22 protein-coding genes are annotated in these 22,782 nt (G+C 58.6%); 5 read left to right on the forward strand and 17 right to left on the reverse strand.

The window, feature by feature from the left end:
• Positions 1 to 6 precede the first annotated feature (6 nt).
• The 9 genes from tolQ to AC1DKH_RS10275 form a co-directional block, all read right to left on the reverse strand.
• On the reverse strand, positions 7 to 702 hold the full coding sequence (gene tolQ / locus AC1DKH_RS10235; protein WP_008147369.1) for a protein TolQ: 696 nt from the start codon (positions 700 to 702) through the stop codon (positions 7 to 9).
• Entirely contained in the window at positions 692 to 1,159 is a 468-nt protein-coding gene (gene ybgC / locus AC1DKH_RS10240) for a tol-pal system-associated acyl-CoA thioesterase (protein WP_057713518.1), read from the reverse strand. Before ybgC ends, tolQ begins: the two co-directional genes overlap by 11 nt.
• Before the next feature lie 127 nt (positions 1,160 to 1,286).
• A complete protein-coding gene (ruvB, locus tag AC1DKH_RS10245; protein WP_046042209.1) occupies positions 1,287 to 2,348 on the reverse strand; it encodes a Holliday junction branch migration DNA helicase RuvB in 1,062 nt (353 codons plus the stop codon).
• Positions 2,349 to 2,957, reverse strand: a complete 609-nt coding sequence (gene ruvA / locus AC1DKH_RS10250; protein WP_008052450.1) for a Holliday junction branch migration protein RuvA — start codon at positions 2,955 to 2,957, stop codon at positions 2,349 to 2,351. It lies immediately after the preceding gene.
• A 114-nt stretch (positions 2,958 to 3,071) separates the two neighbouring features.
• The gene (gene ruvC / locus AC1DKH_RS10255) at positions 3,072 to 3,596 is read right to left on the reverse strand and encodes a crossover junction endodeoxyribonuclease RuvC (RefSeq protein ID WP_046042207.1); all 525 of its coding nucleotides are present in this window, start codon (positions 3,594 to 3,596) and stop codon (positions 3,072 to 3,074) included.
• A 158-nt stretch (positions 3,597 to 3,754) separates the two neighbouring features.
• Positions 3,755 to 4,501, reverse strand: a complete 747-nt coding sequence (locus AC1DKH_RS10260; protein ID WP_056726044.1) for a YebC/PmpR family DNA-binding transcriptional regulator — start codon at positions 4,499 to 4,501, stop codon at positions 3,755 to 3,757.
• 128 nt (positions 4,502 to 4,629) lie between these two features.
• Positions 4,630 to 6,405: an aspartate--tRNA ligase gene (aspS, locus tag AC1DKH_RS10265; RefSeq protein WP_477787708.1), complete on the reverse strand. Its 1,776-nt coding sequence runs from the start codon at positions 6,403 to 6,405 to the stop codon at positions 4,630 to 4,632.
• A gap of 119 nt (positions 6,406 to 6,524) precedes the next feature.
• Complete coding sequence (locus tag AC1DKH_RS10270) at positions 6,525 to 6,746, reverse strand: FmdB family zinc ribbon protein (RefSeq protein ID WP_032829812.1); 222 nt, start codon at positions 6,744 to 6,746, stop codon at positions 6,525 to 6,527.
• 135 nt (positions 6,747 to 6,881) lie between these two features.
• Entirely contained in the window at positions 6,882 to 7,217 is a 336-nt protein-coding gene (locus AC1DKH_RS10275; RefSeq protein ID WP_477798097.1) for a ribbon-helix-helix domain-containing protein, read from the reverse strand.
• A gap of 594 nt (positions 7,218 to 7,811) precedes the next feature.
• On the opposite strand from AC1DKH_RS10275, the gene AC1DKH_RS10280 reads away from it, so the two are divergent.
• On the forward strand, positions 7,812 to 8,414 hold the full coding sequence (locus AC1DKH_RS10280) for a cold-shock protein (RefSeq protein WP_008052457.1): 603 nt from the start codon (positions 7,812 to 7,814) through the stop codon (positions 8,412 to 8,414).
• A gap of 64 nt (positions 8,415 to 8,478) precedes the next feature.
• On the opposite strand, the gene AC1DKH_RS10285 is transcribed toward AC1DKH_RS10280, so the two are convergent.
• Both AC1DKH_RS10285 and AC1DKH_RS10290 read right to left on the reverse strand, forming a co-directional pair.
• Positions 8,479 to 8,685, reverse strand: coding sequence for a SlyX family protein (locus AC1DKH_RS10285; protein ID WP_477752528.1), 207 nt, complete (start codon positions 8,683 to 8,685; stop codon positions 8,479 to 8,481).
• 3 nt (positions 8,686 to 8,688) lie between these two features.
• Entirely contained in the window at positions 8,689 to 9,114 is a 426-nt protein-coding gene (locus AC1DKH_RS10290) for an HIT family protein (RefSeq protein ID WP_477798156.1), read from the reverse strand.
• Between the two features lie 913 nt (positions 9,115 to 10,027).
• Here AC1DKH_RS10290 and AC1DKH_RS10295 point away from each other — a divergent pair.
• Positions 10,028 to 11,356: an OprD family porin gene (locus AC1DKH_RS10295; RefSeq protein WP_477760015.1), complete on the forward strand. Its 1,329-nt coding sequence runs from the start codon at positions 10,028 to 10,030 to the stop codon at positions 11,354 to 11,356.
• A gap of 140 nt (positions 11,357 to 11,496) precedes the next feature.
• Here AC1DKH_RS10295 and AC1DKH_RS10300 read toward each other — a convergent pair whose 3' ends face one another.
• Positions 11,497 to 12,339, reverse strand: coding sequence for a mechanosensitive ion channel family protein (locus AC1DKH_RS10300; protein ID WP_477798098.1), 843 nt, complete (start codon positions 12,337 to 12,339; stop codon positions 11,497 to 11,499).
• Between the two features lie 137 nt (positions 12,340 to 12,476).
• Complete coding sequence (locus tag AC1DKH_RS10305) at positions 12,477 to 12,962, reverse strand: YajQ family cyclic di-GMP-binding protein (RefSeq protein WP_007977344.1); 486 nt, start codon at positions 12,960 to 12,962, stop codon at positions 12,477 to 12,479.
• A 135-nt stretch (positions 12,963 to 13,097) separates the two neighbouring features.
• On the opposite strand from AC1DKH_RS10305, the gene AC1DKH_RS10310 reads away from it, so the two are divergent.
• From AC1DKH_RS10310 to AC1DKH_RS10320, 3 genes are read left to right on the forward strand one after another with little or no spacing between them, the layout of a single operon-like run.
• Positions 13,098 to 14,015, forward strand: a complete 918-nt coding sequence (locus AC1DKH_RS10310; RefSeq protein WP_477798099.1) for a putative 2-dehydropantoate 2-reductase — start codon at positions 13,098 to 13,100, stop codon at positions 14,013 to 14,015.
• 45 nt (positions 14,016 to 14,060) lie between these two features.
• A complete protein-coding gene (locus AC1DKH_RS10315; protein WP_477762772.1) occupies positions 14,061 to 16,097 on the forward strand; it encodes a sensor histidine kinase in 2,037 nt (678 codons plus the stop codon).
• A 2-nt stretch (positions 16,098 to 16,099) separates the two neighbouring features.
• Positions 16,100 to 16,681, forward strand: coding sequence for a cob(I)yrinic acid a,c-diamide adenosyltransferase (locus AC1DKH_RS10320; protein ID WP_477752534.1), 582 nt, complete (start codon positions 16,100 to 16,102; stop codon positions 16,679 to 16,681).
• A 117-nt stretch (positions 16,682 to 16,798) separates the two neighbouring features.
• On the opposite strand, the gene AC1DKH_RS10325 is transcribed toward AC1DKH_RS10320, so the two are convergent.
• From AC1DKH_RS10325 to secA, 4 genes are all read right to left on the reverse strand, one after another.
• On the reverse strand, positions 16,799 to 17,743 hold the full coding sequence (locus AC1DKH_RS10325) for a Nudix family hydrolase (RefSeq protein WP_477798100.1): 945 nt from the start codon (positions 17,741 to 17,743) through the stop codon (positions 16,799 to 16,801).
• A complete protein-coding gene (locus AC1DKH_RS10330) occupies positions 17,740 to 18,372 on the reverse strand; it encodes a glutathione S-transferase family protein (protein ID WP_477798101.1) in 633 nt (210 codons plus the stop codon). The genes AC1DKH_RS10325 and AC1DKH_RS10330 overlap by 4 nt, the downstream gene beginning before the upstream one ends.
• Positions 18,373 to 18,533: 161 nt before the next feature.
• Positions 18,534 to 19,751 (reverse strand): bifunctional glutamate N-acetyltransferase/amino-acid acetyltransferase ArgJ, encoded by a 1,218-nt coding sequence (argJ, locus tag AC1DKH_RS10335; protein ID WP_477798102.1) that lies wholly within the window; start codon positions 19,749 to 19,751, stop codon positions 18,534 to 18,536.
• Between the two features lie 119 nt (positions 19,752 to 19,870).
• On the reverse strand, positions 19,871 to 22,606 hold the full coding sequence (secA, locus tag AC1DKH_RS10340) for a preprotein translocase subunit SecA (RefSeq protein WP_477798103.1): 2,736 nt from the start codon (positions 22,604 to 22,606) through the stop codon (positions 19,871 to 19,873).
• Between the last annotated feature and the right edge of the window lie 176 nt (positions 22,607 to 22,782).

The raw sequence follows: 22,782 nt of genomic DNA on the forward strand, positions 1-22,782 counted from the left end.
ACCTGCTTATTCTTCGCTGGTGTGCACTTTGCGGTGCAGGATCGCCTGGAACTCGTCGGCGAAGGTGTAGTAGCGGCCCAGCAGGGTTTCGCTGCGAGCAGCAAAACGGTTGTAAGCGATAACGGCTGGAATGGCGGCGAACAGACCGATCGCGGTGGCGATCAGTGCTTCGGCGATACCCGGGGCCACAGTGGCCAGGGTCGCTTGCTGGGCGGTCGCCAGACCGCGGAAGGAGTTCATGATCCCCCAGACCGTACCGAACAGACCGATGTACGGGCTGACGGAACCAACGGTGGCCAGGAAGGGCAGGCTCTGCTCGAGCTTTTCTTCTTCGCGGGAAATGGCAACGCGCATGGCACGCGCCACGCCTTCCATGACCGCTTCCGGGTCAACGCCTGGCTGCTGGCGCAGACGGGAGAATTCCTTGAAACCGGCACGGAAGATTTGCTCGACGCCCGAATCAGGGTCCGGATTGCTGCCGGCCTGACGGTACAGCTTGGACAGGTCGATACCTGACCAGAAGCGCTCTTCGAAGCTCTCCAGGGCACGTCGACCGGCGCGCAGCAGGTTGCTGCGCTGAAAGATCATGATCCATGAGGTCACCGATGCGGCTACCAGGATCAGCATTACCAGTTGCACCACGATACTGGCATTGCTGACCAGGCTCCACATGGAGGAATGGTCGACGACGTTAGCTTCCACGCTTTATCTCCTGCTTTGAGTGTGTACCCGCGCCGCTCACGTCGGCAAAGGCCGCTCGTAGAGCTTCGGGAATGGCCCGGGGTTTCAAACTTTCAGTGCGCACACAGGCCACCAGAAACTGCCCTTCGCAGAGCAGTGCATTATCCGTTGCCCGCCTGACCTGCTGCTTGAAGCGCAGGCTGGCACGGTTCAATTCGATTACTTCAGCGCTTACCAGCAGTTCGTCATCCAGTCGCGCCGGCGCGTGGTAGCGCGCTTCGCTGGAATGCACGACGAACAACAGGTCCTCCCCGGCAAGCTGCGATTGGGCAAAGCCCAGATCTCGTAGCCGCTCGGTTCGAGCCCGTTCCATAAACTTGAGGTAATTAACGTAATACACGATGCCGCCCGCATCGGTGTCCTCGTAATAAACGCGACAACGATGTGCGAAAGGCTCAAGCCCGTTTTGCGCGCGCATACTCTAGTGCTTACTCCTCAGGTTGCCAATCCGGCATGGCAACTGTTTTTCATTGTTCTGCGGCTTTCTCGTGAAAGTACGGTCCTGGGACCCTACATTGCCCGAAAAAATCAGCACGCAACGTTAATTAATCGTCAGCGGCATCGAGGAACTCGTCTACCACGGGCATTTCGCCCAATCGTGACGGAATGTTTAAACCGAAATGCAGGTAGGCATGCCGCGTCACCACCCGCCCCCGTGGCGTGCGCATGATGTAGCCCTGCTGGATCAGGTAAGGCTCCAGCACGTCTTCAATGGTGTGACGCTCTTCGCTGATGGCGGCGGCCAGGCTGTCGACCCCGACTGGCCCGCCGTCGAACTTCTCGATCATGGTCAACAACAGACGCCGGTCCTGGTGATCGAAGCCACGCTCGTCGACGTCCAGCAGGTTCAGCGCCAGGTCGGCAATCGGCTTGGTGATATGCCCCTTGGCGCGAACTTCGGCGAAGTCGCGCACACGGCGCAGCAAACGGTTGGCGATCCGTGGCGTGCCACGGGCACGGCGGGCGATTTCGAATGCACCTTCCGGGTCTAGCGGCAAACCGAGGATGCTGGCCGAACGACTGACAATCGTCGACAGGTCGGCGGTATTGTAGAACTCAAGACGCTGGACGATGCCGAAACGGTCTCGCAACGGATTGGTCAGCATCCCCGCCCGCGTTGTTGCGCCCACCAGGGTGAACGGCGGCAGGTCCAGCTTGATCGAACGCGCGGCCGGCCCCTCACCGATCATGATGTCGAGCTGGAAATCCTCCATGGCCGGGTACAGCACTTCTTCAACGATGGGCGACAGGCGATGGATTTCGTCGATAAACAGCACATCGTGAGGCTCAAGGTTGGTCAACAGCGCCGCCAGGTCACCGGGGCGCTCCAGCACCGGCCCCGAGGTGCTCTTGATCGATACGCCCATTTCCTGGGCGATGATGTTGGCGAGAGTGGTCTTGCCCAGGCCGGGCGGCCCGAAGATCAGCGTGTGATCCAGGGATTCGTTACGACCGCGAGCGGCCTGAATGAACAACTCCATCTGCTCGCGAACGGTCGGCTGGCCAATGTATTCGGCCAGGCTGACCGGGCGAATGGCGCGGTCCTGGACTTCTTCGCGCTCACGCGGGCTGTGCGTGGCAGCGATCAGACGATCAGCTTCAATCACTTAGATCATTCCCTTCAGGGCACGACGAATCATGTCTTCACTGCTCAAGTCTTTCTCTTTGATCGCAGACACCGCCTTGCTCGCTTCCTGTGGCTTGTAGCCCAGGGAAATCAAGGCGCTGACGGCGTCAGTCTCGGCAGTGTTCACCGGGGCCGGTCCATCCGGCTGGTTCGGCACCAGGGCGAACATGGCCGGCACGGTTTCCCAGGCCTTGAAGCGATCCTTGAGCTCCACCAGCAAGCGCTCGGCGGTTTTCTTGCCGACGCCCGGGACCTTGGTCAGCGCCGAAGTGTCCTGGGACTGTACGCAACGAACCAGTTCGTCGACTTCCAGGCTCGACATCAAGGCCAGGGCCAGTTTCGGCCCGACGCCGTTGAGGCGGATCAATTCGCGAAAAAAGTCGCGCTCACGCTTGCCGACAAAACCATAGAGTAACTGTGCGTCTTCGCGCACGACCAAATGGGTATGCAAGGTTAGCGGCTCACCGACCGACGGCAAGCGGTAAAGAGTCGTCATGGGCACTTCAAGTTCATAGCCCAGGCCATTTACATCCAGAATCAGATGGGGAGGCTGCTTCTCAGCCAGGGTGCCGCGCAAACGTCCAATCACGTTACAAATCCTTGAGCGTTGGCCAGCTCTGGGCCAGCGACTGATAGAGCGAGGGAATACCGCCGACAACCCAGGCGGAACGCCCTCACTCCATGAAAATGATTGCTGATGCTATCAGAGACGCAGGCGCCCGCCACGACTGCGTGCTGCTCCCAGCCCATGGGGCAACAGACTGGAACGGGTATGAGCGTGGCAGATGGCAATGGCCAGGGCGTCCGAGGCATCGATCTGGGGTTTGCTGGTCAATTTCAGCATGTGCATGACCATCATCTGCACTTGCTCTTTATTAGCCGCACCGGTGCCAACCACCGCTTGCTTGACCTGGGTCGCGGAGTATTCGGCAATTTCCAGGTTTTCTTCCGCGCCCGCCACAATGGCGGCACCGCGGGCCTGCCCCAATTTCAGGGCGGAGTCGGCGTTACGCGCCATGAAGACCTTTTCGATGCCCATGGTCACCGGATGGTACGTCTGAATGATCTCTCGCACGCCGCGATAGACAATCTGCAGACGCTCATGCAGCTCGCCGGCACCGGTGCGGATACAACCGGAGGCGACGTACTCACAGCCACGGCCGGTATCACGAACCACACCGTAACCGGTGATGCGCGAACCGGGATCGATACCAAGAATTAAAGTCATAACGCCTGCGGGTTAAGTAAAAGCACGATATTCAATACAACTAATAACAAATGTGGGAGCGAGCCTGCTCGCGAAAGCGGTTTCATATCCAGCAACGATGCTGCCTGAAAATCCGCATTCGCGAGCAGGCTCGCTCCCACAATGAATCCTGGTCGCCCTTAACCGAGCTGTGCGGCCACCGACTCCGGAATTTCCGCGTTGGAATAGACGTTTTGCACGTCATCCAGGTCCTCGAGCATGTCGATCAGCTTGAGGACTTTCTCGGCGCCTTCCAGATCGAGTTCGGCGCTGGTGGTCGGCAACATGACGATTTCCGCGTCGTCACCTTTGAAACCCGCCGCTTCCAGTGCGTTACGCACGGAATAGAACCCGGCAAACGAGGTGAAAACGTCGATCGAACCGTCTTCGTTGGTCACCACGTCATCAGCGTCAGCTTCCATGGCCGCTTCCATCAGTGCGTCTTCGTCAACGCCAGCCGCGAAGGAGATCTGCCCCTTGCGTTCGAACAGATAGGCCACCGAACCGTCAGTCCCCAGGTTACCACCGCACTTGCTGAACGCATGGCGAACAGCGGCTGCGGTGCGATTACGGTTGTCGGTCATGCATTCGACCATCACCGCCACGCCGCCCGGGCCGTAACCTTCGTAGGTCAGCTCGACCATGTCGTCGGTATCGGCGGCACCGGCACCACGGGCGACTGCCCGATCGATGATGTCGCGACTCATGTTCGCGCCAAGGGCCTTGTCCAACGCCAGGCGCAGACGCGGGTTGGAACCTGGATCACCGCCGCCCTGGCGGGCCGCGACAGTCAGCTCACGAATCCACTTGGTGAAAATCTTGCCTTTTTTGGCATCCTGACGTTCTTTGCGGTGCTTGATGTTCGCCCACTTGGAATGACCTGCCATAACTCGCTCCGAATTCTCTTTGAAACATTGCCCGCTGCGCTGCATTGCGCCGGCCGGCAAATAAAAATCTTGAACTGCTCTGCCTAAAAAGAAAAGGCGCATCCACAGATGCGCCCTTCAGGTCAGCCTTACTCGGCCTTAGGCGTTTCGCGCAGACGAATGTGCAGTTCGCGCAATGCCTTGGCGTCCACCTGGCCCGGTGCCTGAGTCATGACGTCTGCCGCGCTCTGGGTTTTCGGGAAGGCGATCACTTCACGGATCGACTGGGCGCCGGTCATCAGCATCACCAGACGGTCCAGGCCGAAGGCCAGACCACCGTGCGGCGGTGCACCGTATTTCAGGGCATCGAGCAGGAAGCCGAATTTCTCTTCCTGTTCCGCTTCGTTGATGCCCAGCAGACGGAACACCGACTGCTGCATCTCTTTACGGTGGATACGGATCGAACCGCCACCCAGCTCGGTACCATTCAATACCATGTCGTAGGCACGGGACAGAGCGCCAGCCGGGTTGGCTTCCAGCTCTTGCGGGGTGCACTTCGGTGCGGTGAACGGGTGGTGCAAGGCGGTGAAGCTGCCGTCGTCGTTTTCTTCGAACATCGGGAAGTCGACGACCCACATTGGTGCCCACTTGCAGGTCAGCAGGTCCAGGTCGTGACCCAGTTTGATCCGCAGCGCGCCCAGGGCTTCGCTGACGATCTTGGCCTTGTCGGCACCGAAGAACACGATGTCGCCGTCAACTGCACCAACACGATCCAGGATCACGTTGAGGTTGGCCTCAGGGATGTTTTTCACGATCGGCGATTGCAGACCGTCAACACCGGCAGCGCGCTCGTTGACCTTGATGTACGCCAGGCCCTTGGCACCGTAGATACCGACAAACTTGGTGTAATCGTCGATCTGCTTGCGCGGCATGCTCGCCCCGCCAGGTACGCGCAAGGCGGCGATGCGGCATTTCGGGTCGTTGGCCGGGCCGCTGAACACCTTGAAGTCGACTTCCTTGAGCTGATCGGCCACGTCCACCAGTTCCAGCGGGTTACGCAGGTCTGGCTTGTCGGAACCGTAGCGGCGCATGGCTTCTTCGAAGGTCATGTGCGGGAAATCGCCGAATTCCAGATCCAGCACTTCCTTGAACAGGTTGCGGATCATTTGCTCGGTCAGGCCCATGATCTCTTTTTCATCGAGGAAGCTGGTCTCGATGTCGATCTGGGTGAATTCCGGCTGACGGTCGGCCCGCAGGTCTTCGTCACGGAAGCACTTGGCGATCTGGTAGTAACGATCGAAGCCGGCCACCATCAGCAGTTGCTTGAACAGCTGCGGCGATTGCGGCAAGGCGAAGAACGAACCGGCGTGCGTGCGGCTCGGTACCAGGTAGTCACGCGCACCTTCAGGGGTGGCGCGGGTCAGGATCGGCGTTTCCACGTCAAGGAAGCCGTTCTCGTCCAGGAAGCGACGGATGCTGGTGGTCATGCGCGAACGCAGGCGTAGCTTCTCGGCCATTTCCGGGCGACGCAGGTCGAGGAAGCGATAGCGCAGGCGGGTTTCTTCGCCGACGTCGGAGAACTCGTTCAACGGGAACGGCGGGGTCTCCGATTCGTTCAGCACTTCCAGCTCGTAGCCCAGCACTTCGATCATGCCTGACGCCATGTTGGCGTTGGTCGCACCGGCCGGACGCAGGCGAACCTTGCCGGTGATCTTCACGACGTACTCGCTGCGCACGCGATCGGCTGCGGCGAAGGTTTCAGCGCGGTCCGGATCGAACACGACCTGGGCCAGACCATCACGATCACGGATATCGAGGAAAATCACCCCACCGTGGTCACGGCGACGATGGACCCATCCGCAAAGGGTAATTTCCTGGCCGTCCAGGCTTTCGTTCAGTTGGCCGCAATAATGGCTGCGCATCATGGTCGTGGTTTCACTTCTCGTAATTCGAAATTCGGTGGAGATCCTACAGCAGCCCCGCCTTTAAAAAAGTCGCCGGGTGATGCAAGAGCACGCGTGTCGTTCAACTCAGGTTCCAGACCTTAGTCAGCTTTGTCACCGCCGGCCAGGTTCTTCTTGGAACCGGTCTTGAAATCGGTTTCGTACCAACCCGTGCCGCTGAGGCGGAAGCCCGGCATGGACAGCAACTTTTTAAGCTCTGGCGCCTGACAGGCAGGGCAGTCGACCAGCGGTGCATCGCTGATCTTTTGAATGGCTTCCAACTGATGACCACAGGAAGCACATTGATAATCGTACATCGGCATGGAGTTGTCTCGGCGATCAGATTGCTACCGCACACGCAGGGTTTTGCGGCAAAGAGCGGGATTATATCCATTAAATGCGGCCTGTGCAGCCGTAAGACTGCACAGACCGACACTCTGCAGCTTTCGTCGCCCAGGCTAGGGCGTGACGACGCACCCCCCTTCCTTGAGGCTGTGCACGACGCAGACAACCCGCACCAATCCACTGAAGTTCCTTACCCCGCCGTGACGCAAGTGAACTTCGCGATCCACATGAGATAACAGGCTACTGACCGAGCAACCATTGGCCCGGGCCATCGCCCCCAAAATATCCCAATAAACCTGTTCAAGTCGCAAACAGGTTGCGAAGCCATTCAATCGTACGGAGCGGGACAAGGGCTGGGCCAACCCCATATCGAACTCGCGAACAAACGGATCGACCCTTACATCCCTGTGCGAACCGTATCGCCCTTCTTCTTGCCGTTCATAAACCATAACGCTGACACTCCTTTGCCATCCTGGTTTCGTTAAGAACAACTGTCTGTCGACATATAAAAACGCAGGTGCAGAGGTATAGCCAGACGACTTCCTGACCTTCGACGTAGGACAAGCCAACAACTCTTGGCAGATCCTGGAGAACGCCCTACTCCGGACAATTTCCCACGCAGTGAAGTGACGCCCCCTTCAGAAACACAGGATTGAATGATGTAGGAAAGAAGAGCGCGAACACTAAGAAACACCCACTGAAAGATTTAGCCAATCGGCTGCATCGACCGATTGCCCCCCTCCCTAAAGGTGACGAGCTTCATCCAACAGGCGCCCAACCTCTCTAGCAAGCCTGCCGTCGCATCACAGCCTTTGAACTTCGACCAACCCACGGCAAATTGCCTCAAACGAGCCGCCGGACGCCCTGATTTGAGTAGCCTGCGGCTTTGCTGTTAAATAGACAGCGTGTCGCCAGTGCCTATTTTTCCGGGTATGGCGCATAGGCTGATACCGGGCACGTGTCCAACGCCTCTTTATTATCTTGAAGCGAACCGTGCGCCATCAGCTCTTCCTTGTGAGCTGTCTTAACGTGAGTTAATTAAAATGTTGAAAATCGTCCATCTGTTGATAGGCGCAGCGGCCTTGCTGCTGTCCTTCATCCCTAGCCTGCAATCCGAAGCCTTACCTTACCTGCAACAACCTGACGCGCTGTACCTGGCCTTTTTCGGCCTGCTCAACCTCACGCTTGCACCTGTCATCCCTTACTGGAACAAAGGTCCACGCCACCAACTGCAAAACCTGGTCAGCGCCCTGCTGGTTCTGAGTGTGGTCCTGCAAACCCTGACGCTGATCGCACCGATGCCTGTCATCGCCGGTCAACCTGCCGTCTTGTTCAGCCTGGTCGCAGCCCTGATCGCTGTTGCCCTGCATCTGGGTATCAGCTTCTACAAATCGTCACCGGCCGCCGCCTCGCCAAGCTACGACATGAGCAACCGCGATACCGGCACCGTCAAATGGTTCAACACGTCCAAAGGCTTCGGTTTCATTTCCCGCGACTCCGGCGACGATATCTTCGTCCACTTTCGGGCCATTCGCGGTGAAGGTCACCGCGTCCTCGTAGAAGGCCAGCGCGTGGAGTTCTCTGTCATGAATCGTGACAAGGGCCTGCAAGCCGAAGATGTGATCGCCGCACTGCCACGTCGCTGATTCAAGGCGAAAAAAAACCGCGCACAGCCGAGCTGTCCGCGGTTTTTTTATGCCTGCGTGTTGCTTAATAGTGCGGCGGCGGCGCTTCCTCCTCGAACGACTCGAACTGGCCGACCATTTCCTCCTGCCGCTTGAGCAGCGCAGCCATTTGCAGTTGCAGACGCTCGACCACCCGCTGCTGCGCGACCAGCACATCATTCAATGCCTGGATGGTGTCATCCTGAAAGGCCAGACGGCTTTCGAGATCGGTAACGCGTTCTTCCAGGATCATGGTTCAGCCCTCCAGAAACGTAAAATCATCGGTCAATATCAGGCGCAAACGTTCGCGAATGGCGGCGATTTGCTCCGAACTGTAGGATTTTGCCGGATGTTTACCCCAAACCGGCGCTGGCCAGGCGGCATCTTCGCGCTTGCGCACAATCACATGCATGTGCAACTGACTGACGACATTACCCAGCGCCGCAACATTCAATTTGTCCGCATTGAACGAGTCCTTGAGCGCTTGCGACAGCGCCGTCGTCTCCTGCCAAAGCTGCTGCTGGTCTGCGACATCCAACTGAAATATCTCACTGATAGCCTCACGACGAGGCACCAGGATGAACCAGGGATAGTTCGAATCATTGGACAGCAGCAACCGGCAGAGTGGAAAGTCCCCAATCGGTAACGTGTCTTGTTGAAGTCGTGTATCTAAAGCGAACACTGCGCGTACTCCCGCCGGGCCATCATTTTTCAGCTTAGCGCCCATCCTGACGGGACGGCGCGCCAAACGACCGGACGGCAGCATACCTGCGAACGGCGCATGCTTCACGACGAACCTGGCACAGAGGTCACGAGCGCCTGCGAAAAGCTGACACCCCGCCCCCGAATGAGACATTTTTCGCTACTGCGCACCACTACAGAACCGATCAGCCGGCAAAAAATGCCGAAATGACTGATTAGCAACGAAGAGTTCGCGCCAGACAAGCGGTCAACAGGAATGAATTCATTACAAGGTTAAAAAATTTTTTGCACCAAAACCGCACAGTGGGTCTACGCTGAGTGCTTCGACATCCGCCTTCTACTCACTGGCGGGGTGAACCGGTAACATTTTTGTTTGTAAGGCAGTCGACCAGAAGGGTGCAACATGATGCCAGGCAAGGCGTCAAGCCCAAACTAAACGCGCTTGCCCCCCCGGTTTCATGAGGTTTTTACAGCGCCAGACAATCATTTTGAAAAAAGCTGCAACAAAATTCGAATTTGTGCACGCTTGTTGCATTCATACCCAACATCGCCTGATGTGACACCCGCTGGAAGCGGAGGCCCTCAGGCAAAAAAAATAGTGGCAAGGTAGCCCGATGGAGATTCAAACGTTTCACCAGGACTCTTTTTACCGGCGCCAAGACTCAGAAAACAGCATAAAAGCTGTCAGCCCTGTTGCGTCGGAGCGGAAAATTTGCGACATCTACCACGCTGTTTGCGACAGGGTCGTAAAGAAGGCGAAAGGTTAGATACGCAAGTATCGCCAACATTGTCGGCGTGATATAAGTTTGCGCCGACACAAAAAGAAAGAGCCGCCCAGATAATAAATCAGGTGGGACGGCAGTACTCTTCTAAAACCAAAGGAGCAAATCACGATGCGCGTGATGAAGTGGAGCATGATCGCACTGGCAGTTGCAGCAGCAGCCAGTACTCAGTTGGCAGTAGCCGCACCTTTCGTAAGCGACCAGGCCGAAGCCAAAGGTTTCGTTGAAGACAGCAAACTCGACTTGCTGGTTCGCAACTACTACTACAACCGTAACAAGAAAAACGGCGCAGTCGATGACAAAGACTGGACCCAGGGCATTCAGGGCATGTACAGCTCGGGCTACACCCAAGGTCTGATCGGTGTTGGCGTTGAAGCTTGGGGCCAACTGGCCATTAAGCTGGACGGTTCCGACAAATATGCAGGTTCCGGCAACATGTCCGTGGACTCTGATGGCGAAGTCAACAACAGCCAGGGCAAAGCCGGCGCTGCCGCCAAGTTCCGCATCTCCAAGACCGAGCTGAAAATCGGCGACATGCAGCCAAGCACCTCTCCGGTGTTCGCTGTAGGCGGTTCCCGTATCCTTCACCAGACTGCCAGCGGTATCCAGCTGCAGAGCAGCGAAGTTAAAGACCTCGACCTCGAAGCCGGTCACTTCTACTCGGCAACCAGCCAGGACCGCAACGCTCGTGACGGCGAACTGTTCGCTACTTACGCTGGCGTGACAGCCAACTCCATCGACTACTTCGGTGGCAAGTACGGCATTACCCCGGACCTGAGCGTATCGCTCTACGGTGCCAAGCTCGAAGACGTCTGGAACCAGTACTACGCCAACGCGAACTACACCCTCGCACTGGGCGGCGATAACTCGATCAACTTCGACGGTAACATCTACAACACCAAGGATACCGGTAACGCTAAAGCAGGCGACATCAGCAACACCGCCTACTCCCTGGCCGCTGCTTACTCGTTCCTGAAAGCACACACCCTGACCCTGGCGTTCCAGAAGGTCAACGGCGATACCCCGTTCGACTACATCGGTGTGGGTGACAACAACCGTGGTGGCGACTCGATCTTCCTCGCCAACTCCATTCAGTACTCTGACTTCAACGCCCCTGGCGAGAAGTCGGTACAAGCCCGTTACGACCTGAAAATGGCCGAGTACGGCGTACCTGGCCTGAGCTTCATGGTCCGTTACGTGAATGGTTGGAACATCGATGGTACCAACACTCCATCGAACAGCACCTACACCGGTCTGTACGGTGCAGACGGCAAACACCACGAAACCAACGTGGAAGCCAAGTACGTCGTTCAATCCGGCCCAGCCAAAGATCTGTCGTTCCGCATCCGTCAAGCATGGCACACCGCCAATGCTGACGAAGGCGAAGGCGATATCTCTGAGTTCCGCCTGATCACCGACTACCCGCTCAACATTCTGTAATCGCAGAAAGTTAGTTCGCGGTAATCAAAAAAAGGCCCATCTTCGGATGGGCCTTTTTCGTTGTTTGCTGTACAACATTTAACCAAACAGACTCTGCAGTACATGCCTGACCAAGAAGTCAGGCACTAACCGCACACCTCTTACTGCACCGCCGACTCCTGAACCACGCGAATAACCCGCTGTGGAAATGGAATATCGATGCCGGCCTCTCTCAGACGATCACGGGACAGTTCGTTGAACATGAACATCACTTCCCAATAATCCGCCGTCTTCACCCAGACACGCAGGGAGACAGTGATAGAACTGTCACCCAATGTCGAAATGACTGCCTGAGGTGCCGGGTCAATCAATACACGCGGATCCTTGGCCAGTTCCAGCAACACTTCTCGGGCTTTCTGCAAGTCCGCTTCGTAATCGACGCCTACATCAAACACCACTTTGCGGGTCGGCTGACGATTGGTGTTGGTGATAATGCCGTTCGACAGATTACCGTTGGGCACGATGATAGTTTTGTTGTCACCGGTGCGCAGTACGGTATGGAAAATCTGGATGCTGTCGACAGTACCGGCGACACCCTGAGCCTCGATCCAGTCACCGATACGAAACGGGCGGAACAACAGAATCAGCACGCCGCCGGCGAAGTTCGCCAAGCTGCCCTGCAAGGCCAAGCCAATGGCCAGGCCTGCCGCACCAATCGCCGCGACAAACGAAGTGGTTTCCACGCCGATCATCGAGGCCACGCTGACGATCAGCAGGATCTTGAGGATGATGTTTGCCAAGCTGCTGATAAAGCCTTGCAGCGCCAGGTCGGCATTACGCAATGCAATCAGGCCGCCGAGCTTTTTCGTGACCTTGTTGATCAGCCACCAGCCGATGGCCAGGGTGATGACCGCCAGCAGTACACGGCTGCCGTATTCCATGATCATCGGGATCCAGGTTTGGGATACCTTGACCAGATTGTCTACCTCGGCATTTAAGTCCATCTACTCTCTCCTGTTTCCGGCTACCCGGCATGCGTAAAAAAAGCGGCAGAAAGATCGAGCCGCGACGGGCTCAATCGTTTCTGCCGTTGCTTGGGCCTCCGACGTCGCAAACGCCAAGAGGTTCCCGCTTTCAAGGGTCAGTCGCGGAAGTTGTTGAACTGCAGTGGCATACCGAATTCCTTGGCCCGTAGCACCGCAATGGCTTCTTGCAGGTCGTCACGCTTCTTGCCGGTAATACGAACCTGCTCGCCCTGAATGGCAGCCTGGACCTTGAGCTTGGCATCTTTGACGTGAGCGACGATTTTCTTCGCCAGTTCCTTGTCGATACCTTCCTTGAGGACGGCTTCCTGTTTCATCAGCTTGCCCGACGCGAACGCGTCCTTGACTTCAAGGCACTGCACGTCGATTTTGCGCTTGACCAGCGCCAGCTTGAGGATCTCAATCATCGCTTCGAGCTGGAAATCCGCTTCCGCGGTCAGGTTGACGGTCAGGTCTTTTTCCTTGAACTCGAAGCTGCCTTTGCCTTTCAGGTCATAACGACGATCGAGTTCCTTGACGGCGTTCTCGACCGCGTTGGTGACTTCGTGTTTGTCCAGTTCGGATACCACGTCGAACGACGGCATGTAATCTCTCCAAATTTAAAGGCGCACTGATGGAGCACGCCTGGCTTGCGGTTAAAATCCGCGCTGATTATAACGGGTCTTTCCCATCATTCACTGTGAGCTGCCGATGCACGCCTTAAACAGAGCAAAAAGCTGATGTCTACCACCTGGCATGTTCTGGGCGCCGGCAGCCTCGGCACTTTATGGGCGACACGTCTGGCACGGACTGGAGTGCCGGTGAGGCTGATCCTGCGGGACACCGCGAGGCTGCAGGCCTATGAGGCGGTCGGTGGATTGACACTGGTGGAACACGGCGAGGCGCAACACTATGCCGTGCCCGCCGAGACAGCCGACAGCACCCAACCGATCAACCGCCTGCTGGTGGCGTGCAAGGCCTACGATACCGAAGGCGCGGTGGCCCGACTGGCGCCACGTCTGGCCCCAGGTGCCGAACTGATCCTGCTGCAAAATGGCCTGGGCAGTCAGGACGCGGTGGCGGCACAGGTGCCTCAGGCACGCTGCATCTATGCATCGAGCACCGAAGGCGCCTTCCGCGATGGCGATTGGCGCGTGGTGTTTGCCGGGCATGGCTTCACCTGGCTGGGGGATGCGAGCCATCCGGTGGCGCCGATCTGGCTCGATGACCTGAGCGCTGCCGGCATCCCCCACGAGTGGAGCACCGAAATCCTGACCAGGTTATGGCGCAAACTCGCCCTTAACTGTGCGATCAATCCGCTGACGGTGCTGCACGATTGCCGCAACGGCGGTTTGCAGCAACATCACTGCGAAGTCGCTACTCTGTGCGGCGAACTGGTGGAGTTGCTTGAGCGTTGTGGTCAGCCGGCAGCGGCCGAAAACCTGCAACAGGAAGTCGAACGGGTGATTCACGCCACCGCAGCCAACTACTCCTCGATGCATCAGGACGTCACAAACCAGCGCCGCACAGAAATCAGCTACCTGTTGGGCTACGCCTGCAAAGTGGCCGGGCGTCATCAATTGAACCTGCCTCACCTCAATCAGCTTGAGTCAAGGTTGATCGCTCGCCTGCAAAGCCTTGGATTGCCCAGTGACTGAGCAGCGGCTACGCTGGCCACTTGTTCCTTTTCAGCGATGAATCCGATGCCATTGCGCCAGCGCCTTGAAAACCTGCCCGTCGGCCAGAAACTGCTAGCCGCCCTGCTGGTACTGATGGTCACCGTCCTGCTGGTTGCCAACCTGACCTTTATCAGCGCCGCGTACTACATCTCCCAGGAAAGCATGGCACCCCAGGCCCTGCAGACCATCGGCCGGCTGATATCCAACCCGAGCCTGGCCTCCGAAGCCCTGGAGTCACCACAAAGCGCCGAGCGCCTGCTAAACGAACTCAACAGCTATTCGCCGTTGCGCGCGGCAGTCCTGTATGACGCAAAGGGCGAGCAATTGGCGCAATTGCAGCATGGCGACAACCTGGAACTGCCGAAGCGTTTCCGGCATATCGAAGACTGGCAGGCCACCGAGTTTCGCACCAATCAAGTCATCACCCTGCCCCGCCCCGGCACTGCACCAGGGCACCTGCTGTTGGTGGCCACGAGCGAACTGCCCGTGGCGTTCTACACCGGGACCCTGACGGCCAGCCTGGGCATTCTGATCTTCAGCGTGCTGCTGTGGCTGATCATTGCCCGCCAGATCAAGCGCCTGATTACCCGGCCGATCCACCAACTCGAAGAGTTGTCCCGGCAGGTAACCCGTGAAGAAAACTACGCACTGCGTGCTTCGCGAGGAAACCACGATGAAATCGGCAGCCTCGCCGAGGCGTTCAACACCATGCTTTCGCGAATCGAGGCCCGGGAGCAGCAACTCAAGCGGGCCCGGGACGACTCCCAGGCAGCCTACGACCAGGCCCAGGGTCTGGCGGAAGAAACCCGGCACACCAACCGCAAACTGGAGCTTGAAGTCCAGGTGCGCAGCAAGATCGAGAAAAAGCTCACCGGCTTCCAGAACTACCTCAACAGCATCATCGACTCCATGCCGTCGGCACTGATCGCCCTCGACGAACAGCTTTACGTGACGCAGTGGAACCAGGAAGCCAGCGCACTTTCCGGTACGCGCCTCGACGAAGCCCTGAACCAGCCCATCTTCCTCGCCTTCGAACCGCTCAAGCCGTTCTTGCCACAACTCAAGCAAACGGTCGAGCAGCATACGGTGGCCAAAATCGAACGTGTCACCTGGCTCAAGGATGACGAGCCCCGCCACTATGCCCTGACCTTTTATCCATTGATGGGCGGCGCCGGGCGTGGCGTAGTGATCCGGATCGACGACATCACCCAGCGCCTGTCCCTGGAAGAGATGATGGTACAGTCGGAGAAAATGCTTTCTGTTGGTGGCCTTGCCGCCGGCATGGCCCACGAAATCAACAACCCGCTGGGTGCGATCCTGCACAACGTGCAAAACATTCGCCGACGCCTGTCCCCCGATCTGCCGAAGAACCTTGAAGTGGCCGAACAGGCCGGCATCGAACTGACGACGGTCAATCAGTATCTGCAAAACCGCGAAGTGCCGCAGTTGCTCGACGGCATCCAGCAGGCCGGTGCCCGGGCCGCCAAAATCGTCACCCACATGCTCAGCTTCAGCCGTCGCAGCACCCGCCAGATGGCTCCGTGCGATCTGCCCGCCCTGATCGACCAAGCGGTGGAGATCGCCAGTAACGACTTCGACCTGGCGATCGGCTTCGATTTCAAGGGCCAGGCCATCATTCGCCAGTTCGATCCGGCGCTGGGCCCGGTCCCCGGCACCGCCAACGAACTGGAGCAAGTGCTGCTCAACCTGTTGAAAAACGCCGCGCAAGCCATTCACCAGCGTGAAGACGGCAGCGAGCCGGGACGGATCATTCTGCGCACCAGGCTGAATCCGCCGTGGGCGGAAATTCAGGTCGAGGACAATGGCATCGGCATGAGCGAAAGCGTGCGCAAACGGACCTTCGAACCGTTCTTCACCACCAAGGAGATCGGCCAGGGCACCGGACTTGGGCTGTCGGTGTCGTACTTCATCATCACCAACAACCACAAGGGGCAGATGGAAGTGCAATCGACCCCGGGTCAAGGCACATGCTTCACCTTGCGCCTGCCCCTGGCGAGCACGCCACCTGTCTCGCAACAACTCAATCTGCTATCGAGGTAACCATGGGCTTTCGTTTGTCGAAGATTTACACCCGCACTGGCGACAAAGGCGAGACCGGGCTGGGCGATGGCCGTCGCGTACCCAAGGATCACCCGCGGATCGAGGCCATTGGCGAAGTCGATACGCTGAACAGTCAGGTGGGCGTATTGCTGGCCGGATTGGCGGCGCAAACGCACACCTTTGCAGGCTTTCAGGAAGTGATCGATGTTTTGGCGCCTTGCCAGCACCGATTGTTCGACCTCGGTGGCGAACTGGCGATGCCGGTGTATCAGGCGTTGAATGCAGCGGAAATCGAACGCCTGGAAGCCGCGATCGATGTGTGGAATGAAGAGTTGGGACCGCTGGAAAATTTCATCTTGCCCGGCGGTTCGGCGCTGATTGCCCAGGCTCATGTCTGCCGCAGCCTTGCCCGCAGTGCCGAGCGGCGGTGTCAGCAATTGAATGCGATTGAGCCATTGGCCGGGGTTGGCCTGGCGTACATCAATCGGTTGTCGGATCTGTTGTTTGTGGCGGCGCGGCTGATTGCCAAGCGTCAGGGAATTGCCGAGATTCTTTGGCAGCCGGCGGCGAAGCCTGAGGTTTAGCCGGCGCCTGCAAGGTCCTCATCGCGAGCAAGCTCGCTCCCACAAGTTTTGTGAGCGCCACACATCCACTGTGGGAGCGAGCTTGCTCGCGATGAGGCCAGTAGGTTCGCTAGAGAATCAACTCTCAGGCCAAAACGCCCGAATCCCCGCCACCCCCTGCGCACCCGCCGCCCAGGCTTTCTCGACCTCAGCCGGGCCAACACCTCCGAGCAGGAACACCGGCTTGCTGAATCCGTCGATCAGGCTCGATGCCTGCTCCCAACCCAACGGTTCGGCGCCAGGATGAGTCAGGGTAGGTTGAACCGGCGACAGGGTCACAAAGTCCACCCCCATCTGTTCGGCCAGTGCCAGCTCTTCAGCGTTATGGCACGAGGCCGCCAGCCAGCGCGACGCCGGTAGCGGTCGGCCAGCCGCTGCGTATTTGCGCAGCTGCGCCGAGGTAATGTGCCAACCCGCGGACGGGAAGTCGCCCAGCCATTCGAACGGCCCTTTGATCATCAACTGAGCCTTACCGGCACACAGGCCCACCGCATCGACAGCCAGGTCGCGATATTTCGGATCGTAACCGTTCGGTGCACGCAACTGGACCAGCTTGATGCCGCCGGCAATGGCCTTCTGAATACCACGCAGCAACGCGGGGCTTTCCAGGTCTTGCGGGGTAATCAGGTACTGAGCGGGTAATTTCGCGGCCGCGACGATCGGCTGATTGGCCGCCGGGAACTCGTAATTCGACAAATCACGAGGTGCAACCCAGGCCAGCGGTTGACCCTCGGCACCGTGGGGCTCGCCGGTAAACGCCGAGACTTCCCAGACATCCAGCAACACCTGTTTGTCCGGGTAATCGTGCCGAATCTTGATCAGCGGGCGCGCCGCGCCGATCACGATGCCCAGCTCTTCATGGAGTTCGCGGGCCAGTGCGGTTTCGACCGACTCGTCGGCCTCGACCTTGCCCCCGGGAAATTCCCACAGACCGCCCTGGTGCTGTGAGTCGGCACGACGGGCGATGAGGATTTTGCCACTGCCATCGCGGATGACGGCGGCGGCGACATGGACTCGTTTCACTTTTGCAGCTCCTCCAGTCCGGTCTTCTGCCACGCCTTGAACGCCGGCCATTGGTAGAGGGTTTCAACATAGGCTTCGTCAGCCGCGGACAGTTTCACCCGATAGGTGCGCAGGCGCACGGCGATGGGTGCAAAGAACGCGTCGGCCAACGTGATGCGGCCAAACAGGTACGGACCGCTCTCGGTCGCAGCGGCACGACACTCGGCCCACAACGCTGACATGCGCTCGATGTCCGCCTGGACATCGGCCGGGACCGGCGACAGCGCTGCGTCATGGCTCAGGTCGAACGGCATGTTGCCGCGCATGGCGAAAAAGCCACTGTGCATCTGCGCGCACGCCGAACGCGCCTGGGCACGAGCGGCAGTGTCTTTGGGCCACAGGTTAGCTTCGGGAAACTGTTCGGCCAGGTATTCGGCAATCGCCAGGGAGTCGGCGATGGTGCCGTGTTCGGTTTTCAGCAGCGGGACCTTGCCGGTCGGCGAATGCTTGAGCAGACGCTCACGGGTGTCCGGCTGGTTCAGCTTGATCAGTTCTTCGGTGTAGGAAACGCCAGCCAGATCGAGGGCCAAGGCCCCGCGCAAGGACCAGGAGGAATGCAGTTTGTCGCCGATGATCAGGTGCAGGCTCATGTTCGGGACCTTTAGATTTAGGGACAAGCCAGTCTAGTGGCTGACCGGCAAACCGCCATCGCGAGCAAGCTCGCTCCCACAGTGACCGCGCTGGACACAACATTCGTGTACGCCACTGAACCTGTGGGAGCGAGCCTGCTCGCGATGGGATCGACTCGATCTTACGTACGGTACTCGGCGTTGATCTTCACGTATTCGTGGGACAGGTCGGTGGTCCAGATGGTTTCGCTGCAATCGCCGCGACCCAGCTCGATGCGGATAGTGATTTCTTCCTGCTGCATCACCGCCGCGCCCTGGGCTTCGGTGTAGGTCGCCGCGCGCGCGCCACGGCTGGCAATGCACACGTCGCCAAGGAATACATCGATCTTGCTCACGTCCAGGTTTGGCACACCGGCACGGCCGACAGCGGCCAGGATACGGCCCCAGTTCGGGTCGGACGCAAACAATGCAGTCTTGATCAGTGGCGAGTGGGCCACGGTGTAGCCAACGTCCAGGCACTCCTGGTGATTGCCGCCGCCATTGACTTCAACGGTCACGAACTTGGTCGCGCCTTCACCATCGCGAACGATGGCCTGGGCCACGTCCATGCACACTTCGAACACCGCCTGCTTCAACTTGATGAACAACTCGCCTTCGGCGCGGGTGATTTCCGGCAGCGCGGCCTGACCGGTGGCAATCAGCATGCAGCAGTCGTTGGTCGAGGTATCACCATCGATGGTGATGCGGTTGAACGACTTGTTGGCGCCATCGAGCATCAGGTTTTGCAACACATCGCGGGAAACCTTGGCGTCAGTGGCGATGTAGCCGAGCATGGTCGCCATGTTCGGGCGAATCATGCCGGCGCCTTTACTGATGCCGGTAACGGTGATGGTCACACCGTCATGCTGGAACTGACGGCTGGCACCTTTGGGCAGGGTGTCGGTGGTCATGATGCCGGTGGCGGCAGCTTCCCAGTTGTGGATCGACAGATCATCGAGGGCAGCTTGCAGCGCACCTTCGATTTTCTCGACCGGCAACGGCTCGCCGATCACACCGGTGGAGTACGGCAGCACCTGGCTGGCATCGACACCGGTCAGTTCCGCCAACTTGGCGCAAGTGCGCTCGGCGGCCGCCAGGCCAGGTTCACCGGTGCCGGCGTTGGCATTGCCGGTATTGGTCAGCAGGTAACGCACCGGGCCTTGTACACGCTGTTTGGCCAGGATCACCGGTGCGGCGCAAAAAGCGTTCAAGGTGAACACGCCGGCAACCGTGGAGCCTTCAACACAGCGCATGACCACAACATCCTTGCGCCCCGGGCGCTTGATGCCGGCCGAGGCGATACCGAGTTCAAAACCGGCAACCGGGTGCAACGTTGGCAAAGGACCAAGACCAACAGCCATGAATGCGCTCCTTTATAGATGATGTCAGCACCGCTTCAGCAGAACGGTGGTTCGAATGGTAAAACGCCGCGACGGCAGAAGCCGGTCGCGGCGCGGGTATTTCAGCGTTTGAAACGGGTTTACTGGATCTGCCCGTGGCAATGCTTGAACTTCTTGCCCGAACCGCAGTAGCACAGCTCGTTGCGACCCAGCTTCTGCTCGTTGCGAACCGGCGCGGCAGCGAGGGCAACATCGACCTCTTCGCCCAACACTTCCGGTTGCTCAAGGCCTGGAGCCTCTTCATGCAGGAACTGCATGCGAGCGGCCAATGCCTCGGCTTCCTGGCGCAGGCGCTGCTCTTCCTCGATCGGATCTTCACGACGAACCTGAACGTGGGACAACACACGGATCGAATCGCGCTTGATCGAATCCAGCAACTCGGAGAACAGGGTGAACGACTCGCGCTTGTATTCCTGCTTCGGGTTCTTCTGGGCATAACCACGCAAGTGGATGCCGTGACGCAGGTGATCCATGGTCGACAGGTGGTCTTTCCACAGGTCGTCCAGTACGCGCAGAACGATTTGCTTCTCGAAAGTGCGCAGCGCTTCGGCGCCCGCCTGGTCTTCTTTCTCGTTGTACGCTGCCACGAGCTCTTGCATCAGCTTTTCGCGCAGGGTTTCTTCGTACAGGTGATCGTCTTCGTCGAGCCATTGCTGAATCGGCAGCGTGACACCGAAATCGCTCTGCAGCGCCGCTTCCAGGCCCGCCACATCCCACTGTTCAGGCAGCGATTGAGGAGGAATGTGTGCGCTGACAGTGGCGTCGAGCACGTCCTGACGGAAGTCAGCGATGGTCTCACCGATGTTGTCGGCAGCCAGCAACGTGTTACGCATGTGATAGATCACTTTACGCTGTTCGTTGTTGACGTCGTCGAACTCGAGCAGTTGTTTACGAATGTCGAAGTTACGACCTTCAACCTTGCGCTGAGCCTTTTCGATGGCGTTGGTCACCATGCGGTGCTCGATCGCTTCGCCAGGCTGCATGCCCAGGGCCTTCATGAAGTTCTTCACCCGGTCAGAGGCGAAGATGCGCATCAGGCTGTCTTCCAGCGACAGGTAGAAACGGCTGGAACCGGCGTCGCCCTGGCGACCGGCACGACCACGCAGCTGGTTATCGATACGGCGCGATTCGTGACGCTCGGACGCAATCACCTGCAAACCGCCCGATTCGAGCACTTGCTGGTGACGCTTCTGCCAGTCGGCCTTGATCTGGGCAATCTGCTCAGGGGTCGGGTTTTCCAGGGAAGCCACTTCCACTTCCCAGTTACCGCCCAAGAGGATGTCGGTACCACGACCGGCCATGTTGGTGGCGATGGTCAGTGCGCCCGGGCGACCGGCCTGGGCAATGATCTCGGCTTCCTTTTCGTGGAACTTGGCGTTCAGGACCTTGTGTTCGATGCCTTCCTTCACGAGCAGGCTGGACATGTGCTCGGAGGTTTCAATGGTGGCGGTACCGACCAGAACCGGACGGCCCGCGGCCATGCTTTCCTTGATGTCGGCCACGATTGCCGCGTATTTCTCGTCGGCGGTCAGGAACACCAGGTCGTTGTAGTCTTTTCGGGCCAGCGGCTTGTTCGGTGGAATCACCATGACCTGCAGGCCATAGATCTGGTGGAACTCGAATGCTTCGGTGTCGGCCGTACCGGTCATGCCGGACAGCTTGTTGTACAGACGGAAGTAGTTCTGGAAGGTGGTCGACGCCAGCGTCTGGCTTTCGGCCTGGATGTTCAGGTTTTCCTTGGCTTCGATGGCCTGGTGCAGGCCTTCGGACAAGCGGCGGCCCGGCATGGTACGGCCGGTGTGCTCGTCGACCAGTACGACCTGACCGTCCTGCACGATGTATTCGACGTTGCGATGGAACAGCTTGTGCGCGCGCAGGCCGGCGTAAACGTGAGTCAGCAGGCTCAGGTTATGCGCCGAGTACAGGCTCTCGCCTTCAGCCAGCAGGCCGATGCGGGTCAGCGTTTCTTCGACGAACTGGTGACCGGCTTCGTTGAGTTCGACCTGGCGGGTCTTCTCGTCAACGGTGTAGTGGCCGGCCTTGGTGACTTCGCCTTCCACTTCTTCGATGTGCAACTCAAGCGTCGGGATCAGCTTGTTGACCTCGATGTACAGCTTGGAGCTGTCCTCGGCCTGACCGGAGATGATCAGCGGCGTACGGGCTTCGTCGATGAGGATGGAGTCGACTTCGTCGATCACGGCAAAATTGAGTTCGCGCTGGAATTTTTCTTCCATGCTGAACGCCATGTTGTCGCGCAGGTAATCGAAACCGAATTCGTTGTTGGTGCCGTAGGTGATGTCGGCGGCGTAGGCCGCGCGCTTCTCTTCCGGCGGCTGGAACGGCGTGACCACGCCGACCGTCAGGCCGAGGAATTCATACAGCGGGCGCATCCAGTTGGCGTCACGGCGGGCCAGGTAGTCGTTCACCGTCACAACGTGCACACCGTTGCCGGACAGCGCGTTGAGGTAAACGCCCAGTGTTGCCACCAGGGTCTTGCCTTCACCGGTACGCATTTCCGCGATCATGCCTTCATGCAAGGTCATGCCGCCGATCAGCTGGACATCGAAGTGGCGCATGCCCATGACACGCTTGCCGGCTTCGCGGGCGACCGCAAAGGCTTCTGGCAGCAGTTGGTCGAGGGTTTCCCCTTTGGCGAGGCGGGCCTTGAACTCGCTGGTCTTGGCACGCAATTGATCGTCCGAAAGGGCCACCATTCGCTCTTCGAAGGCATTGACGAGTTGCACCGTCTTGAGCATGCGTTTGACTTCACGCTCATTCTTGCTTCCAAAAAGTTTCTTTAACAAAGGCGCAAACATATCGGCAGGATCTTCCACACTAAAGGGATGGAGGGCGGCCCCGTGAGTCGCCCGTGCAGCCCTCATGGCCGCATGCGAACGAGCATTCTACCCGGAAACGATGGAGAGGAAAGTGGCGATATTCCACGATGCTGGCACAGCGCTTTGACGGGGCTCACTTAAAATAAGGGCGTTTT

Source organism: Pseudomonas sp. 05L36 (assembly GCF_056398125.1).